This is a genomic window from Thalassospira sp. MCCC 1A01428 (assembly GCF_002115825.1).
GTDB lineage: Bacteria > Pseudomonadota > Alphaproteobacteria > Rhodospirillales > Thalassospiraceae > Thalassospira.
Window position 1 is genome coordinate 59,419 of sequence record NZ_JFJZ01000015.1, and the last position, 18,446, is coordinate 77,864.

At 52.6% G+C, this 18,446-nt stretch carries 16 protein-coding genes; 11 read left to right on the forward strand and 5 right to left on the reverse strand.

The window, feature by feature from the left end; translation table 11 throughout:
- Positions 1-20: 20 nt before the first annotated feature.
- Positions 21-788, reverse strand: coding sequence for an MOSC domain-containing protein (locus THS27_RS13350; RefSeq protein WP_085591649.1), 768 nt, complete (start codon positions 786-788; stop codon positions 21-23).
- A gap of 73 nt (positions 789-861) precedes the next feature.
- Here THS27_RS13350 and THS27_RS13355 point away from each other — a divergent pair, with 73 nt between their 5' ends.
- The 3 genes from THS27_RS13355 (at position 862) to THS27_RS13365 (ending at position 4,793) form a co-directional block, all read left to right on the forward strand.
- Positions 862-1,170, forward strand: coding sequence for a hypothetical protein (locus THS27_RS13355; RefSeq protein WP_085591650.1), 309 nt, complete (start codon positions 862-864; stop codon positions 1,168-1,170).
- Between the two features lie 58 nt (positions 1,171-1,228).
- Positions 1,229-3,823 carry an ATP-dependent chaperone ClpB gene (gene clpB / locus THS27_RS13360; RefSeq protein ID WP_085591652.1) on the forward strand — a complete coding sequence of 865 codons (2,595 nt, stop codon included), beginning with the start codon at positions 1,229-1,231 and terminating at the stop codon, positions 3,821-3,823.
- 139 nt (positions 3,824-3,962) lie between these two features.
- Positions 3,963-4,793, forward strand: a complete 831-nt coding sequence (locus tag THS27_RS13365) for a DUF4197 domain-containing protein (RefSeq protein WP_085591654.1) — start codon at positions 3,963-3,965, stop codon at positions 4,791-4,793.
- Between the two features lie 76 nt (positions 4,794-4,869).
- Here THS27_RS13365 and THS27_RS13370 read toward each other — a convergent pair whose 3' ends face one another.
- From THS27_RS13370 to THS27_RS13380, 3 genes are all read right to left on the reverse strand, one after another.
- Positions 4,870-5,283, reverse strand: a complete 414-nt coding sequence (locus THS27_RS13370) for an ATP-binding protein (protein ID WP_085591656.1) — start codon at positions 5,281-5,283, stop codon at positions 4,870-4,872.
- A gap of 170 nt (positions 5,284-5,453) precedes the next feature.
- Positions 5,454-6,380, reverse strand: coding sequence for an ABC transporter substrate-binding protein (locus tag THS27_RS13375; protein WP_085591658.1), 927 nt, complete (start codon positions 6,378-6,380; stop codon positions 5,454-5,456).
- 248 nt (positions 6,381-6,628) lie between these two features.
- Positions 6,629-8,446: a long-chain fatty acid--CoA ligase gene (locus THS27_RS13380; protein ID WP_085591660.1), complete on the reverse strand. Its 1,818-nt coding sequence runs from the start codon at positions 8,444-8,446 to the stop codon at positions 6,629-6,631.
- A 167-nt stretch (positions 8,447-8,613) separates the two neighbouring features.
- Between THS27_RS13380 and THS27_RS13385 the strand changes: the two genes are divergently transcribed.
- The 7 genes from THS27_RS13385 to THS27_RS13415 all read left to right on the forward strand — a co-directional run bounded on the left by THS27_RS13385 (position 8,614) and on the right by THS27_RS13415 (position 16,911).
- Positions 8,614-10,389: a M3 family oligoendopeptidase gene (locus THS27_RS13385; protein WP_085591662.1), complete on the forward strand. Its 1,776-nt coding sequence runs from the start codon at positions 8,614-8,616 to the stop codon at positions 10,387-10,389.
- Position 10,390: 1 nt separating this feature from the next.
- On the forward strand, positions 10,391-11,767 hold the full coding sequence (locus THS27_RS13390) for an AarF/ABC1/UbiB kinase family protein (RefSeq protein ID WP_085591664.1): 1,377 nt from the start codon (positions 10,391-10,393) through the stop codon (positions 11,765-11,767).
- Positions 11,768-11,805: 38 nt separating this feature from the next.
- Positions 11,806-12,243: a hypothetical protein gene (locus tag THS27_RS13395; protein WP_139835583.1), complete on the forward strand. Its 438-nt coding sequence runs from the start codon at positions 11,806-11,808 to the stop codon at positions 12,241-12,243.
- Positions 12,244-13,159: 916 nt separating this feature from the next.
- On the forward strand, positions 13,160-14,335 hold the full coding sequence (locus tag THS27_RS13400) for a Re/Si-specific NAD(P)(+) transhydrogenase subunit alpha (RefSeq protein WP_085591668.1): 1,176 nt from the start codon (positions 13,160-13,162) through the stop codon (positions 14,333-14,335).
- Positions 14,328-14,759, forward strand: coding sequence for an NAD(P) transhydrogenase subunit alpha (locus tag THS27_RS13405; protein WP_085591670.1), 432 nt, complete (start codon positions 14,328-14,330; stop codon positions 14,757-14,759). The genes THS27_RS13400 and THS27_RS13405 overlap by 8 nt, the downstream gene beginning before the upstream one ends.
- A gap of 15 nt (positions 14,760-14,774) precedes the next feature.
- Positions 14,775-16,172: an NAD(P)(+) transhydrogenase (Re/Si-specific) subunit beta gene (locus tag THS27_RS13410; protein ID WP_085591672.1), complete on the forward strand. Its 1,398-nt coding sequence runs from the start codon at positions 14,775-14,777 to the stop codon at positions 16,170-16,172.
- Positions 16,173-16,338: 166 nt separating this feature from the next.
- Positions 16,339-16,911, forward strand: coding sequence for a GNAT family N-acetyltransferase (locus THS27_RS13415; protein ID WP_085591674.1), 573 nt, complete (start codon positions 16,339-16,341; stop codon positions 16,909-16,911).
- 72 nt (positions 16,912-16,983) lie between these two features.
- Here THS27_RS13415 and THS27_RS13420 read toward each other — a convergent pair whose 3' ends face one another.
- Complete coding sequence (locus tag THS27_RS13420) at positions 16,984-17,613, reverse strand: LysE family translocator (protein ID WP_210402903.1); 630 nt, start codon at positions 17,611-17,613, stop codon at positions 16,984-16,986.
- Between the two features lie 232 nt (positions 17,614-17,845).
- Between THS27_RS13420 and THS27_RS13425 the strand changes: the two genes are divergently transcribed.
- Positions 17,846-18,445 carry a hypothetical protein gene (locus THS27_RS13425; protein WP_085591677.1) on the forward strand — a complete coding sequence of 200 codons (600 nt, stop codon included), beginning with the start codon at positions 17,846-17,848 and terminating at the stop codon, positions 18,443-18,445.
- Position 18,446 lies beyond the last annotated feature (1 nt).

Genomic DNA, 18,446 nt, shown 5'->3' on the forward strand with positions numbered 1-18,446 from the left:
TTTGCCCGTAACAGGCGAGGTTAACCCACCGTGATGCTGTCGCCAGCCTTAAGGATGCCGCTGCTGGTTGCTTCCAGATAGACCCCCATTAACAGGTGGTTCATGCCTTTGCGCAGCAATAACGGCACATTAATGTCGGATTGTGCGGTTTCGGGGTTAATGCTGGTGGCTTTGCAGCGGGTAATGGGGTGGATCATGCGAAATGAAACATCGCCAATGGTGATGGTTTGATTTTCGGCCCATTCCAGTTCGGACCATGCCGGCAGGCCATCGACCAGAAAGTTGCCGCGAAAGCGCATTGGATCCACATGCTGGCTGGCAATTCGGTCGCCAAAATCCTTAATCGAGTCGCGGTTAAGCAGTGAAATATAGGGGGCTTCCTTATCGCCAAAATGCGTATCGGGCACCGACATGATTTTAGGGCTGCCTGCAATATCATTTTTTAAAAAGGCACTCAGGAAATCCTCGATCACGGTGCGGCCCATTGCATTTTCAAGGTTGCCTTTGCAAATGGTGCGGCCATTGCGCGAAATGGCAAGGGTGGTGGTGGCATCGTCATATTCAATGCCAAGTTCGGCTAATTTGGGCGTGTTGACCAGTTGCAGGAAATTGCTTTTGCGCGCCCAGCCATCCAGCCCGCCCTGACCAAGTGATGTACTGGTTGCCAGAACATAGCGACGGTCATCTGCCAGCATGTGGTGTGCATCAATTGTTGCTGATGCCATTTCGACGCCGCGAAGCCCTTTGACCGGATAGCGCATGATTGCGCCAAGTTCACCGTTTGCCATTCTAATTTGCCTGTTTCCTGTGGCGAGCAGTTATTTTTAAGCTGCCCGTTTTTCTTTTGACAGGGTGACGTTAATGACTGTGCAGGCGAACGGCAAGCGCGCAATTGTCCTGATTTTTGACAGGGACAATTTAAAAGAAGGTCGTTTTGGCCGCGCTGAAAACATCGGTGGATGTGGCGGTGCCTGTGATAGAATAAAGAAGTGTTTCAAATGGATGCACCGGTTTTGCGAAGGGTTCCTGATTTGGCAATTTTTGCCAGATGAAAAACCTTGTACGATTGGGCAGTCAGGTACTTGCGCGCTGCAAGGCTTGAGACATATCAAGGATGTTCACCTGCTGTTCCTTTATGGTAATGGCAGGATGGATGCCCATCTATGGTGACGGATGCTTCAAAGAAGGTTCGTCTGAAGGCCCCTGTTGGCTCAAGGAGTGACAGATAATGGAATTTGAGAAATTTACCGACCGGTCCAAAGGATTTTTGCAATCGGCGCAAACTTTGGCCTTGCGCGAAAATCATCAGCAATTTGTGCCGGTTCACCTGCTTAAAGTGTTGCTTGATGATACGGAAGGCCTTGCGGCCAACCTGATCAAGGCGCAGGGCGGGGACCCTAAACTTGCCCTGCAACGCACCGAACAGGAACTGGCGAAGCTGCCCAAAGTGACCGGTGCCAATGGCCAGGTTTACCTGTCGAGCGAGTTTGCCCGCCTGATTGATGAAGCCCAGAAAATTGCCCAGAAAGCCGGTGACAGTTATGTCACATCGGAACGCTTGTTGCTGGCCTTAACCCTGGATACCAAATCGGTAACCGGTAAGGTTCTGGCAGATGCCGGGGTAACGGCACAGGGACTTAACACCGTTATCAATGATCTACGCAAAGGCCGCACTGCGGACAGTTCAGGGGCGGAAAGCCAGTATGATGCCCTTAAAAAATATGCACGCGACCTGACAGAAGCCGCCCGCGAGGGCAAACTGGACCCGGTGATTGGCCGGGACGAAGAAATTCGCCGGGCCATTCAGGTTTTGTCGCGGCGGACCAAAAATAACCCGGTTCTGATCGGTGAACCCGGTGTTGGTAAAACAGCCATCGCCGAAGGCCTTGCCTTGCGCATTGTGAAGGGTGACGTTCCTGAAACCCTGAAAACCAAAAAGCTGCTGTCGCTTGATCTAGGGGCGTTGATTGCCGGGGCCAAGTTTCGCGGTGAATTTGAAGAACGGTTGAAAGCGGTTTTGTCCGAAATCGAAGCCGAAGCCGGACAGGTGATTTTGTTTATCGACGAGTTGCACACCCTGGTCGGGGCGGGCAAGTCGGAAGGGTCGATGGATGCATCGAACCTGTTAAAACCGATGCTGGCACGGGGCGAATTGCACTGTGTGGGCGCCACCACGCTAGATGAATACCGTAAATATATTGAAAAGGACGCGGCCCTTGCCCGCCGTTTCCAGCCGGTATTTGTCAGCGAGCCGACTGTCGAAGACACGGTATCGATCTTGCGCGGGATCAAGGATAAATACGAACTGCATCATGGCGTGCGTATTGCCGATGCGGCCCTTGTGGCGGCAGCAACCTTGTCAAACCGCTATATCACCGACCGGTTTTTGCCCGATAAAGCCATCGATTTGATGGATGAATCGGCGTCGCGCCTGCGGATGGAACTGGATTCCAAGCCCGAGGAAATCGACGAGCTTGACCGCCGGATCATTCAGTTGAAAATTGAACGCGAAGCGCTGAAAAAAGAGGAAGACCACGCGTCAAAAGACCGGCTGGGCCGTTTGGACAAGGAACTGTCCGAACTTGAAGATAAGTCTGCGACACTTACGGCAAAGTGGGAATCGCAGAAAAGCGAACTTGCGGCATCGACGCATATCAAGGAACAGCTTGACCAGGCGCGCGGCGAGCTGGAGCGCGCCATGCGTGACGGCTTGCTGGAGCGGGCCGGGCAGTTGCAGTATCAGGAAATTCCTGCCCTTGAACGATTGCTGGCCAAGGCAGAGGATGATCCTACCCACGGTATGAAAGACGAGGCCGTTACCGAAAAGCATATTGCATCGGTGGTGTCGCGCTGGACTGGTATTCCGGTTGATAAAATGCTGGAAGGCGAGCGTGAAAAGCTGCTTGATATGGAAAATGTCCTGCGCAAGCGCGTGGTGGGGCAGGACGATGCCGTCCGGTCCATTTCCAATGCGGTGCGTCGGGCCCGGGCCGGGTTGCAGGACCCGAACCGTCCGATTGGGTCGTTCCTGTTTTTAGGTCCGACCGGGGTTGGTAAAACCGAACTGACAAAGGCTTTGGCACAGTTCCTGTTTGACGATGAACAGGCCATGGTGCGCATTGATATGTCGGAATTCATGGAAAAACATGCGGTGGCCCGTTTGATTGGCGCGCCTCCGGGCTATGTTGGTTATGAAGAAGGCGGTTCTTTAACCGAAGCTGTGCGTCGCCGCCCGTATCAGGTGGTGCTGTTTGACGAAGTTGAAAAAGCCCATCCTGATGTGTTTAACGTGCTGCTTCAGGTGCTTGACGAAGGACGGTTGACCGACGGGCAGGGCCGCACAGTGGATTTCCGTAATACGCTGATTATTCTGACATCCAACCTGGGGTCCGAAATTCTGGCGGCACAGGGGGAAGGTCATGATAGCGGCGAAGTGCGCAGCCAGGTCATGGAAGTGGTTCGGGCGTCGTTCCGGCCGGAATTTTTGAACCGTCTGGACGAAGTCCTGTTGTTCCATCGTCTGGAGCGCGCCCAGATGGATCATATCGTTGATATTCAGCTGGGCCGTTTGGAAAAGCTGTTGGCCGATCGCAAGATCACGCTGAAGCTGGACGATTTTGCCAAAAGCTGGCTGGCGGACAAGGGGTATGACCCGGCTTATGGTGCCCGCCCGCTTAAACGTGTGTTCCAGCGGTATTTGCAGAACCCACTGGCCATGCAAATTCTGGAAGGCGTGGTGCATGACGGGGCAACGGTGCCGGTTTCGGCCGAGGCCGGTGTCTTGTTGCTAAATGGCAAGAAAGTTGAACTTGCTGACGGATAAGCCGCAGTTTTGGCCAGCCTGACTGTTTTAAACCCCCGGTATCGGATGATGCCGGGGGTTTATTTTACAAACATAATTTGGCCGTGATGATTTATCACATACAATGGATGTTTCATTTTCATTGGTCGGGGAACCTTGAATGACCTTGTTGTCGCGTAAAATTGCCTGTGTTGCGGGTGCTGCCATTTTAACTGGCGGCGTTGTTTTAACTGCTGTTCCTGCCCAGGCGGAAAATTCGTTTTTCAGTTCGGCCAAAAAGGCGCTGGGCGATGTGATGAACAACCAGTCCTCGTCAGGCGATACAACGTCTTCGTCGGCGTCATCTGGGACCACAACAGGTACGAACAGCGCAGTGTCGTCGTTGTCGCAAGGGATGGTCGATGATGGTTTGCGCCAGGCCCTTGATAAAGGCATTGGTGCTGTAACCGCGATGTTAGGCGCCAAGGATGGTTTTAATACGGACCCGGTGGCGCACATTCCGCTGCCTGATACGGTGAAGCGGGCACAATCGTTGTTAAACAAGGCCGGAATGGGCAGTTACGGCGATGAAATTGAATTGCGCATGAACCGTGCCGCTGAAAGTGCGATGGATAACGCCGGTGATATTCTGGTTGATGCCGTCAAAAAAATGACTGTTGCCGATGCCAAGGCCATTTTGCAAGGACCGGACGATGCGGCAACGGCCTATTTGCAAAAGGTTTCCGGTACCAGAATTGCCAATGACATGCGCCCGGTGATGAATGACGCCCTTTCCGATACTGGCGCGTTGCAGCTTTACGATCAGATGCTGGGGCAATATGACAAATTGCCAATGATGCCTGATGTGAAAACATCCCTTACCGATTATGCCACCGATGCCGCTATGAAAGGCCTGTTTCATTATCTGGCAGTACAGGAAGGCGAGATCCGCAATAATCCGGGTCAATGGACGACCGATGTGCTGAAGAAGGTTTTCTCGGCAGCGCAATAAATTTCAGCATCAATTTATATAAGCGAAGAAAAAAATGGCGGCCTTGCGTCTGTTTGGCGGACGCAGGGCCGTTGGCCTATTTGCGGGGTAGTTTTTCCCAACGATTGCGCATGGCGGTTAAACCGCGTTCCGGGACATCGTGGATGGATTTAAATTGACCCTGGCATTCAATGATTTGAACCGGAATTATGCTTTCTGCTGCCATATCAAAGTAGGGTTGCATTTCCCAAATCTGGCTGAAAGTATTGGACACAACCACACTGCGCCCGTTTTCCAGGTGAGTGCGGGTTTCGCGTTCGCACCGCGCATGGACATCGGCCAGTTTTGCAGGTGAAAACCGGTATTTTCCGGTGCCATCAACCATAAACATATCGGCTTCAAGGTGAATTAGATCGCCGTTTTGGCACAATTGTTGTGCGAGCGTTGATTTACCCGACCCCGGCAGGCCCCGGATTAGCAATAAATACTGTTCGGTGTTCGGGGACGTCATAGCGTTAAGATCCAAACTGTTTAGCGAAAGGGTAATACGCAATTTCGCAGATTACCCAATATCACACCAGCCTAACCTTATGAGGCGTAATGCGTGTGCTACCGTTACCGTTACCGTGCAACGATGTTTGGGGGCCGGTGCGGATGGTTTGGATTTGGCGACAGGCCGGGTTAATTTCCCAAATCCTGTGTGGGTGATTGCGAGGCAAGCTCTACCACCAGCGGGGACCCAACGGATTTAAGATATTGTACCAGAAGGGTCGGCATTAAATCCTGCCGGTGTAAATTGCGGATGGTTTGATTGAATTGTTCCGCCAGTGCAACGCAGGGGCTTTGCTGTGAAAAAAGGGCATAAAGGGCTTCGCCAGCCACCTTGACCCGACTGAATGACAGGTCGGGATATAGATGCTGACGCAACATATCCCGGGCAACGGCGTCACTTGTTAATAAATAATCTGCCCGCCCGGCATCAAGCATTCGCAAGCCAACCTCGATTTCGGGGATTTCGTCGACTGTCAGGATGTTTTTGGCAATGGCCTGATCCACTTCAGGTCCATGGCTGTCCCCCCGGCGCAAAAGCCCCTTCTGGCGTCGTAAATCATTAAGTGTGGGTTCGTCAAAACGGGGGTGGCTGTCATGGATAACAACAATGCGTTCATAGCCAATGGGAGCATCACTATATGTTGCCCAGGCAAGGCGGTCCGGCGTGCGGTAGGCCGCAGCAATGAAATCGATCGATCCGTCCTGTGCTTCTCGTAACAGGCGGGCCCATGGCATTTGTACCAGTGTGACATCAACCTTCATTTGATTAAAGGCACGCTTTGCGACTTCAACCGATGCACCTTTTACAAGGCCATTTGCATCCTGATAGGAAAATGGCGGATAATAGCTGTATCCAACGTTGATGTTACGGCAAACCTGCTGCGCATAAGACGTAGCAGGCCACATCAGCGAGCCTGCGCAAGCGACAATGATCAGAAACGTGCGTGTGATCGGAATGAAACGATAAACCGGCAGGGCATAACAAAGCCTGGGCAGGAGCAAAACGGCTGCCTGAATTTGAAAAAGAAATTCCGGGTGGTTCCGTTTGTTTTTCATTCACTCACTATGACGGATTTATTGCGCGATTACAATCTGGGCGATGGTTTGACCTTGTTTATAATCCGTTTGGTGGTGACGGTGGATGGTTGATTTTGTATAAAAAGCGCGAATGCCTTGCAGTCGACACAACCCGATATGCACCGGGGTAACGGCCAAAATCATGCTAAATAAAAGCTGGCCGGAAAGGAATTGCGCGAGGAATCCCCTCGCCGGAATAAACCGGGCGAGGGGATGATAAGCCGCAATCAGCTTTGCCGTTTGCGCTGATAAAGGGACACCAGGCGTTGTTCATAAGCCGCACGAATTTTGTGACGGCGAATTTTCATCGATGGCGTCAGCATTTCATTTTCGATGCTAAAGGCGCTGTCGGCAAAGGTGAAGCTGCGTACCTTTTCGATGGTTGACAGGCGGGTATTGACCCGGTCTACGGCCTTGCGGATCATTTTACGGAAATCTTCGTTTTCGGCCAGGGTTTCGATCTTGTTTTCAAGGTTATGGGCGCGGGCGAAATCTCGCATTACGTCTTCTTCGGGGGATAAAATGGCAACCAGATAGGGCTGATTGTCGCCATAGATCATGGCCTGTGCGATTTCGGTTTCCAGGGTCAGCAACCCTTCGATGCGCTGGGGCGATATATTATCCCCGCCGGAATTAACGATAATATCTTTCTTGCGATCGGTAATCATCAGGCTGCCTTCATCGTCAAACTGGCCGATGTCGCCCGTGTGCAGCCAGCCGTCGATAATGGTTTGTGCGGTTGTATCGGGCAGGTTCCAATACCCCTTCATGATGCTTTCGCCGCGCAGCAAAATTTCGCCGTCATCGGCAATTTTGCATTCAACCCCCACCATTGGCGGGCCAACGGTGCGCAATTTATTGTTTTCGGCCCGATTGCACGACACAACGGGGCTAAATTCGGTTTGGCCGTAACCTTGCAAAATGCGCAACCCGCACGAGACAAACAAAACACCCAGTTCGTAGTTTAACGGCCCCCCGCCCGAGACCATGGCTTTAAGGCGACCGCCAAATCGTTGGCGCAGTTTGCGGCGTAACAACAGTTCGCACACCAGATTCTGCACCCATTCAATCGGGTTTAGCCGGGTGCCTTCATATTTTTTGCGGCCCAGACGCAGTGTCAGGTTAAACAGCTTTAGCTTAAAGCCGCCTTCTTTTTCCAGTGTACGGCTCAGGCGTTGATAGAGCATTTCATACAGGCGGGGCACTGCTGTCATGATGGTCGGGCGGACTTCGGCCATGTTGGCAGCCAGTTTGTCCAGGCTTTCGGCATAGTAAATTTGCGCACCGATACTGATGGGGAAATAAAGGCCGGCAGTATGTTCATAGGAATGCGACAGCGGCAAAAACGACAGGAAAACTTCGTCCTTGATGCCCAGGGTCTCGATAATATCGAACGCGCCTGCGCAATTGTTGATAATGGCCCCGTGACTAAGCATCACGCCCTTGGGGGCGCCACCGGTGCCCGATGTGTAAATCAGGCAGGCAGTATCTTCGCGTTTGATATTGGCAACCCAGGCGTCCACGTCGTGGTCAAGGGCGCTGCCCTCGTCGATCATGTCGTTCCAGCGTGAAATGGTAATGCCGCCAACAAAGTTTTGGCCCCAATCCTCGATCGTGATGGCGTGGCGGCAACGGCCGGAATCCAGCGCGCCATGCAAAAACGGCTGCGCCAGTTTTTTGGTCGATATAATTGCCAGGCTGGCACCGGAATCCTCGATAATATGAAGATGGTCGCGTTCGGTGTTGGTTGAATAGGCCGGGGCGGTAAATGCGCCAACGCACATAATCGCCAGGTCGGCGATGCCCCATTCGGTGCGGTTTTCTGACAGTAAAATAACGCGGTCGCCGGGGCGCACCCCCGATTTATACAGCGCACGGGCAAGTGCGCGCACCTGATGGGCAGCTTCACGCCAGCTGATTGAAACAAATTCACCCGTTTCGGACGATTTTGTCCACCAAAGTGGTTTGTCGCCATGATGTTTTGCCAGATCAAAAAACATCATCGGCAAGTTCTGCCAGTTGGCATAATCCTGCAATTGCGTCATGGCGTTTCCCTGTAATCGTTTTCTTATATATATGTTGTACGAAGCCCATCGAAACGGTGATCAGATAAACTGTTTTTGATCTTTTTGCCGCGTCATGCTGGCGATTAAAATATCTTTGTCTTATATCGCAGCAAAGCCTTTTATGTTCCGAATTATCTGGAGGACCAATGAACGCGATCAACAAGAACCTGCCGACCTGGGATCTAAGCGATCTTTATGCGGATGCCAAAGACCCCGCCATTCGCAAAGATCTTGACGATGCCAAACAGCGTTCGGAGGCGTTCCAGAAGGATTATCAAGGCAAACTGGCCGGTCTTTCCGGCGATGCTTTGGCCGCGGCAATTGTCGAATATGAAGGCATTTCCGAAATTTGCGGCAAGATCGGGTCTTTTGCCGGCCTTCTTCATGCGGGGGACGGCAGCGACCCGGCAATTGGCCAGTTTTACCAGGGTGTTCGCGAACAACTGACCACCATTTCCAGCTTTACCTTGTTTTTCGGGCTGGAATTAAACCGCATCGACGAAAGTGCATTGCAAGCCAAATACGACGAAAGTGATGCCCTGGCGCGCTATCGTCCGTGGCTGGATGAAAACCGGTCTTTCCGCCCGCATCAGCTTTCGGACGAAGTTGAACAGGTTTTACATGAACGTGAAGTGGCCGGTTCGGGGGCATGGATCCGTTTGTTTGATCAAACCATGGCCGAACTGCGTTTTCCGATCAATGGCCAGGACCTGACCATGTCGGATGCGGCCAATATGTTGTCATCAACCAAGGTGGAAGACCGTAAGGTTGCCGCGAAATCAATTGGCGATGTTTTGGGCAAAAACATTAAATTGCTGGCCCACATCACCAACACCCTGGCGAAAGACAAGGAAATTGACGATCGTTTGCGCAGTTTCCCAACGCCGGTTAGTGCGCGCAACCTGTCGAACCAGGTGGAAGACGATGTTGTTGAAGCACTTAGCGAAGCGGTTACGTCATCCTATGGGGATTTGTCGCACCGTTATTACAAGCTGAAAGCCAAATGGTTTGGCGTTGATCAGCTTGATTACTGGGACCGTAACGCACCCCTTCCCGAAGATGACGACCGCCAGATTGACTGGGAGGCAGCGCGCGAAACCGTTTTGAAGGCATATGGCGAGTTTTCACCAAACCTGGCCGATATCGGTAAACGGTTTTTTGATAACCCCTGGATCGATGTTCCGCCGCGTGCTGGTAAATCGTCGGGTGCTTTTGCCCACCCGACTGTGCCGTCAGCGCATCCCTATTTGTTGCTGAATTATCATGGTAAAACCCGCGATGTGATGACCCTTGCCCATGAACTTGGCCACGGGGTGCATCAGATTTTGGCGGGCGAGCAGGGCTATTTCCTGTCTGATACGCCGTTAACATTGGCCGAAACCGCATCGGTGTTTGGCGAAATGCTGACTTTCCAGTCGATGTTGCGCGCCGAAACCGACCCGAAAATGCGCCGCATCATGCTGGCAGGCAAGGTTGAGGATATGCTCAACACTGTGGTGCGCCAGATTGCGTTTTTTGAATTTGAAAAACGCGTGCATTCCAAACGTCGCGAAGCCGAACTGACGGTCGAGGAGATCTGCCAGATCTGGATCGACGTACAGAAGGAAAGTCTGGGAGATGCGATCCGGTATGACGAGGAATATAAATATTACTGGTCATATATCCCGCATTTCATCCATTCACCGTTTTACGTTTATGCCTATGCCTTTGGCGATTGCCTGGTGAATTCGCTGTATGATGTTTATCAAAATGCCGAAGATGGCTTTGCCGATAAATATTTCGATATGCTCAAAGCGGGCGGTACCAAGCGTCATCAGGAACTTTTGGCCCCGTTCGGGCTGGATGCATCCGACCCGGCATTTTGGCAGCGCGGCCTGAACATGATCAAACGTCTGATTGACGAGCTGGAGGAACTTTCCTGATATGAGCAATGATAACGACGACGATTTTCGCCAATCCGAAGATAATCGTTTTGGCGGACGCGTGCGTCGTTATGCTCGCGTGGGGGCGTCAGCCGGGAAACTGGCGACGCGCCTTGCGGTTGGTAAGGTTTTTGGAACCGAGGTTGATCACGGGCGTTATGCCGCCGATCTAACCGCCGCCCTTGGCGGGCTTAAAGGCCCGCTGATGAAGGTGGCGCAAATATTATCGACGATCCCCGATGCCCTGCCGCGTGATTATGCCGATGCGCTGGCAGGGTTGCAGGCCGATGCCCCGCCGATGGGCTGGCTGTTTGTCAAACGCCGGATGCGCACCGAACTGGGCGCAGGCTGGCAGGACAAATTTGCCGAATTTGGCAAGGACGCGGCGGCGGCGGCATCGTTGGGGCAGGTGCACAAGGCCACTTTGCCCGATGGCCGCGATGTGGCCTGTAAGCTGCAATATCCTGATATGTCGGCAACCGTAGAGGCCGATTTAAAACAGCTGCGCGCAGCCTTTGCCATTTATCGCCGATATGACAGTGCAATTGATGCTGAAAACATCCAGCTGGAATTAACTGCGCGCCTGCGCGAGGAACTGGATTACGAACGCGAAGCCAAACAGATGGCGTTATATCGCCATATGCTTCGGGACGAATCCCATGTTCATGTGCCTGAACCGGTGGGGGACCTGACGACGCGGCGTTTGCTGACCATGACCTGGCTTCAGGGCGGTAAACTGCAATCGTTTGTGGATCGTAATCCGTCGGAGGAAGAGCGAAACCAGGTGGCGCTGAACATGTTTCGCGCCTGGTATGTCCCATTTTATAAATACGGCGTTATTCATGGCGACCCGCATTTGGGCAATTATTCCCTATGCGATGACCTTAGCGTAAATTTGCTGGATTTTGGTTGTATCCGCGTGTTTCAGCCCAGTTTTGTTGGTGCTGTGATTTCTCTTTATCAGGCATTGCGCGATGGCGACCGAGAAAAGGCGGTGGTGGCCTATGAAAGCTGGGGCTTTACCAACCTTTCAAATGAATTGATTGATGTTTTAAATATTTGGGCCGGGTTTGTGTATGGTCCGCTGCTTGATGATCGCGAACGTAAAATGGAAGAAAGCAATTCGGTCGCCTATGGGGCCGAAGTGGCAGGCAAGGTTCATGCCGAATTGCGCCGTTTGGGCGGGGTAAAGCCGCCGCGTGAATTTGTGCTGGTAGACCGGGCTGCGGTTGGCTTGGGATCAGTTTTTTTAAGGCTTGATGCCAAGGTCAACTGGTTTCGCATTTTCCACGATCTGGTCGGCGATTTTAATGAAGCCGAACTGGCAGGCAATCAGGAAGCAGCCCTGCAACAAGTGGGGCTGGTTCGGCCCGAATAACCATCGGTGCCTTTCTATTGATGGCGGGAACCGGCCTGATGCTGTTTTTTGAATTTGAAGACGGGTTAACTGCGGTGGTGCATCAGTGGTTTTCGTGGTTTTTTCTGATCGGGGCCGGGGCGCATATTTTTGTTAATTTCAAACCGTTCAAAAGTCGGTTGAAATCACGGTCGGGTACTATTTTTGCTGCCGGTTTCGGGATTGTTTTTGTTTTGTCGTGTTTTTCATGGGGGCTGCTTACCGGCCCGCAACTGGAACGCCCGATTGAGGAAGCCCTGGTCTTTGCCCCGTTATCCGCACTGGCGGCGGTTATCGGAAACCAACCGGACGTGATTATTGCAAAGCTGGCCGGGCAAGGTATTGCCGCAACACCGGAACAATCGATTTATAAGGTGGCAGAGAAAACCGGCATTGATGAAAACATTCTGCTGGGCATTATCTTTTTACCCGACAGAGAGACATTGGCGGCAAAGTAACCCTGTACAACAAATCCTTGTGTGAGGTCCTGCCCCTGTGACAGCCATGAATACAGATGAAAGCCGGATGGCACAATGATGTGATCCGGCTTTTTGTCGTTTCAGGAGGACGCACTATCGGGCGGGTTGTGGAAATTTCATCCGGGGAACCATCGGGGCTACAGACTCGGGTTTGTACAATTTCCCGATCTTCAGGGTTTTTCTTCCGGGCAAAGGATAAATTTCTGTATTTGAAGATAAAAATCCGGGAAGGCTGACACGGGGTGGCGTAAATTTTTTTGCTATCCCTGCTTGCGTTGTGGCGACTTTAATGAAAACCTCCGGGTGTATTGGTGGGGCGTATTTAATCCCTTGCGCGGGTGTGATTTGGCAAGAATTGTTGGAAATCAAGGGATTGATTGCGCTTCTTCTGGAATGGCACCTGTTCCATTCAGATAAAGGTGTGTGTGGTTTTCCGCATATTTGCCCTGCTGAGTATTGTAAACCAAAAATAAGTTAAGTGTGATTTTTATATGGTTTTGCTGTTGAGGTCTTGAGAAGAAAATCGCATCTTTCGGTCAACGCAGACAAAGCGGGGCGCTGGTGAATGTTTGTCCTGAGCACCATCGGCGGGTGGGACCCGGTTTGTCACCAAGGCTTTGTTGCCTCGGAAAGCGTGGTGGGAAAGTGGGCGGTTTCTTCTGTTAATTCAGAAGAACCGCCTTTTTTCGTCCTGAACCGAATTTTCCCTTTCACGGGAAATGGGCTAGGGACCGTTGCAGCCAAGGTTGCCGTGCTATCAAGTTAAGGAACGACCGGGGCGCCGGACAAGGGTTTAATAAAACAATACCAAAGTCCCGGAAACAGGGACGCTACAATAAACGAATGACTGACATACCAGACAGGATTGTTCAAATAGGGAAGGAGGTACGACGCGATGAAGCTGGCCGTTCCAAAGGAAATATGGCCCGGTGAAAAACGCGTTGCCATCACGCCCGATACCGTTAAGAAATTTACGGGATTGGGGTTCGAGGTGGTAATCGAAACCGGTGCAGGCGAAAATGCGTCGATTGCGGATGATCGTTACGCCGATGCCGGAGCAACCATTGCCAAAACGGCAAAGACCGCTGTGGCCGATGCCGACATCGTGCTGAAGGTTCGCCCGCCGATGGTCGAAGGCAAAACCAACGAGCTTGCGACTTATAAAAAAGGGGCTGCCGTCATCGGGCTGATCGAGCCTTATGACCGCGCCGACCTGATTGGTAAAATGGCCGAAGCCGGTGTGACCAGCTTTGCCATGGAACTGGTGCCGCGCATTTCACGCGCCCAGTCGATGGATGTTTTATCCTCGCAGTCAAACCTTGCCGGTTACCGTGCCGTAATTGACGCAGCTTATGAATTTGGCCGTATTTTTCCGATGATGATGACAGCGGCAGGCACGCTTGCCCCGACCCGTGTTGTTATTGTGGGGGCGGGTGTTGCCGGTTTGCAGGCAATTGCCACGGCCAAGCGCATGGGGGCGGTTGTGTCCGCCTTTGACGTGCGTCCGGCGGTAAAGGAACAGGTCCAGTCACTGGGCGGTACCTTTATCGAGGTGGAGGATGACGAAGCCGAAACGGCCGAAACTGCGGGGGGCTATGCCCGTGAAATGTCGGACGCTTACAAACAAAAGCAGGCTGCCAAGCTGAAAGACGTATTGGCGAAAACCGATATTGTTATCACAACAGCCCTTATTCCCGGGCGTCCGGCCCCGGAAATTGTCACCGCTGACATGGTTGCGGGCATGAAGGATGGCTCGATCATTATTGATCTGGCAGCCGAACGTGGCGGTAATGTTGCCGGGGTGAAGGTGGGTGAAACCATCATCACAGAAAACGGGGTTAAACTTATTGGCCCGTCCAATATTGTAAGTTCGGTCCCGACTGATGCCACCGCGATGTATGCCAAAAACCTTTTGAATTTTGTGACCCTGATGGTGGATAGCGACAAAAAGGAACTGGCATTTAACCGCGAAGACCAGATTATTGCCGACACCATGTTAACCCATGACGGCAAAATCGTTCATCCGAAATTTGGTGCCCAGGAACCGTCGGGGGAGGCTTCCGATGACTGATCAATCTTTAACCCAGTCTGCCAACGACATGCGCGATGCCGCCCTTGGCCTGGCCGAAAAAGCTGCCAAGTTGGCCGATCAGGTAGCAGCGGGCGCACATGATATGGCAAATGGTGCCGCACATGCAGCATCCTCTGGCGGTGTCAGCCCGACTGTAATGGGCCTGACGGTTTTTGTGCTGGCCTGCTTTGTTGGCTATTACGTGGTGTGGAAAGTAACACCCGCCCTGCATTCGCCGCTGATGGCGGTGACCAATGCCATTTCATCGGTGATTATTGTTGGCGCGCTTCTGGCGTCCGGCCCGGTGGATATGAACATCTCCAAGGTTATGGGGTTTGTTGCCGTGGTATTGGCATCGATCAATATCTTTGGCGGTTTCATCGTCGCGCAACGCATGTTGCAGATGTTCAAGAAAAAGAAGTAGGGAAGGGGAAACATCATGTCGGAAAACCTGTCGGCTTTCCTGTATCTGGTCGCCTCGGTCTGCTTCATTCTGTCCTTGCGCGGCCTGTCATCGCCTGATTCCGCCCGTACCGGCAATATGCTGGGCATGGTCGGCATGGCGATTGCGATCTTCACCACTCTGGCCTCGCCAGAGGTTTTATCTTACACCACCATCATTGTCGGCATTCTGGTTGGCGGGTCGATTGGCACCATTATCGCCCTTAAAATCAAGATGACGGCCCTGCCGCAGCTTGTAGCAGCCTTCCACTCGCTGGTGGGTCTGGCGGCTGTGTTTGTTGCCGGGGCGGCCCTTTATTCGCCCGAGGCCTATGGCATTGGCACCGTCGGCGAAATTCACCCCGCCAGCCTGATTGAAATGGGCCTGGGTGTTGCCATTGGGGCCATTACCTTTACCGGGTCACTGGTGGCCTTTGGTAAGTTGCAAGGCCTTGTATCGGGCACCCCGGTGCAGTTTAGTGGTCAGCATTTGCTGAACCTTGGTATTGGCATTGCCATTATCGTGGTTGGCATCATCTTTGTTACCACCGAAAGCCATACGGCCTTTTGGCTGGCGGTTATCCTGGCGCTGGTTTTGGGGATTACGCTGATCATTCCCATTGGCGGGGCCGATATGCCGGTGGTGGTTTCCATGCTCAATTCCTATTCGGGCTGGGCGGCGTGCGGCATTGGTTTTACCTTGCAAAATAACGCGCTGATCATTACCGGCGCGCTGGTCGGCGCATCGGGTGCGATCCTGTCCTACATCATGTGCAAGGGCATGAACCGTTCGATCTTTAACGTTATTCTCGGTGGTTTCGGGGTTGAAGCAGGCGGTGCCGCAGCCGCCGGTGGCGATGCCGACAGGCCGGTAAAATCGGGCTCGTCCGATGATGCGTCTTTCATTATGAAAAACGCCTCCAGCGTCATCATCGTGCCGGGTTATGGCATGGCAGTGGCGCAGGCCCAGCATGCGCTGCGCGAAATGGCTGATCTTCTTAAGGCCGAAGGTGTGAAGGTGCGTTATGCCATTCACCCGGTTGCCGGGCGGATGCCAGGCCACATGAACGTTCTGCTGGCCGAGGCCGGTGTGCCTTACGATGATGTTGTTGAGATGGACGAAATCAACCGCGATTTTGGCACCGCCGATGTGGCCTTCGTCATCGGTGCAAACGACATTACCAACCCGGCCGCCAAAACCGACCCGTCATCGCCCATTTTTGGTATGCCGGTGCTGGATGTGGAAAAAGCCAAAACGGTGCTGTTTATCAAACGCAGCATGTCGGCGGGCTATGCCGGTATTCAGAACGAGCTGTTCTTTAAGGACAACACCATGATGCTGTTTGGTGACGCCAAAAAAATGTGCGAGGAAATCGTCAATCAGCTTGATGAATGATTGAACTTTCGGTTCGCAAAGCAAAGGGCAGTCTTTCGGGCTGCCCTTTTTGCGTTGATAAAACCCTCGCCTTGCATCGGGATTTTTTATTAAATGGGGTGGCGACCTTTTATGCCTTTTAACGCCGTGGTTGCAGGCTGGTTGCAGGAAGCATTGGAAAACGATTATGGCCGATTTTCGCGATTGCACCTTTGACACACCGCGATTGAAACTGCGCTGTATGCAACTGGAAGATGCCGGGATGGTGTCGGCGTTGATGGTGCCGGAAATTTCGCGATGGCTGGCGTCGTGGCCGCTTCCATTTACCGTGGATAAGGCCCGTGCGCGTATTTTACGCGAGCGCGAAGCCGCCCGGGCAGGCAAAATGTTGCCTTTGGCTGTCAAAGAGCGAGGTACAGGTGCGATTGTTGGCTGTGTCAGCATTTTTCGCGACGCGGATGACCCCAAAAAAGGCGGAACCGGGTATTGGCTGGGGATGGACGCACAGGGCAAAGGGTATTTGCGCGAAATGGGGCCTGTTGTGCTTGCCGCTGCTTTTGAAATGCTGGATGTTGATGTGATCGAGGCGGGGGCGCAGCTTGAAAACGAAGCGTCCTTTGGTGTGATGCGGTGTTGGGGCATGTCACAGGCGGATGACCGGTGGCATTATGCCCCGGCCCGCCAACGCGATGAGCTGTGCCGTTATTTCCAGATCACCCGCGCCACATTTGACGGTCTTGCCGTAACCCGGGGTGTGTGAACGGCACGACAGAGCGGAACGTGGTTTGCGTTCAGGGTTGAAATTGATGTAGTCCTTTGCTGAGTGCAAAACTTAGCGGGTTGTGGCCATTAAAACGCTGCCGCCAATCATAAAGGTGCCGCCAGTATATCCCATGCGCTTTCTGGCAACAGGGCTTTGAAACACCTGGCGGGCGCGGGCGGCAACCAGCGCATAACATGTTAAAAGAACAACGACGACCATGCTGGATGTCAGAGTCAGAATAGCCAGTTGTGCTGTTAAATCTGCCTGCGGATTAATGAACTGGGCCAGAAATGCCATGTAAAAGATGATGGCTTTGGGGTTCAGAATGGCGGTAATGGTGCCCGCCCAAAAGCTGCGCCAGGCAGAATGGGCTTGGCCCGGTGTGGTGATGTTTTCATCTTCTGCCGGGGTTTGGCGGGCTTCGGCGATTTGCCTGTATCCCAACCATGCGAGATAAAGTACCCCAACCCATTTTACGACCTGAAACAGAAGGGCCGAAGCCGCAAGGATGGCACCTACACCGGCAAAGGACAGGCCCATAAGCACTATGCTGCCGATAACATCGCCCAGAATGCACATCATGGCGGCCGCTTTCCCCCGTGTGAGCGATTGCCCGATGACAAGCAAAACACTGGGGCCGGGGATTAGCGTTAAGACGATGCAAGCAGTGGTGAATGCCAGCCATGTTTCAAAGTTCAACGCCATGTCTCCTGTCTGTTAGGCCGGTACTGTCCGCGCGAGAATGCGATAAATTATAAATAACTTATAAGGCGTCTAACGACGATCCGGAAACAGGAAAGGAGAATTTTGCGAAATCGGGGCGGTTTTACGCAGTTATGTGGTTTTGGTGCGCGGCTCATTCGGGCTTGTCTGTAAAAACAGACTGGGCGACACTGATGCAGGTTTTTATGGCTGATATGGTGGATGTCGTTTGAAACTTCGTGTGGTCAGGGTTTCCTTGTTTGCCATTGTGCTGTTGTCGTTGGCTCTTGCGTTATCCATTGCCGGGATTGTGCTGACATATACCCGCCTGACCGATGAAATGCCGGTGGCGGAGGTGACGTTCGAGCAGACCGGGCGCGAAGAGTTTAACGCCTATTTGCGGCTGCCTGGCGAGGATATTCCGCGCAAATACACAATTTATGGCGATCAATGGCGCGTCGATGCGCAATTTGTGAAATTAAAGCCATGGGCCAATATTATAGGCATGGATGCGCGTTATCGGCTGGAGCGGCTGGAAGGGCGTTACGCCGATATTGAACGGCAAAATGCCGGGCCACATCGGGCCTATGACCTGGCATCAAAATATAGTGGGTCGGTTGGAACGTGGTTGTTGCCGTGGAATTTTCTGATTGACGCGCAATATGGCAGTTCGACCTATACCGATATTTCCACCAGTACCACTTATACGGTTTATCGTTCGCAATTTGGCCTTTTGGTGCGTGAAAAGCCAACTGACGCAATGCAAGGTAATGCGGGTGGGATTGGGCATTTGTTTCACTGGTTACTGGGCGATCAAAAATCACCATAAA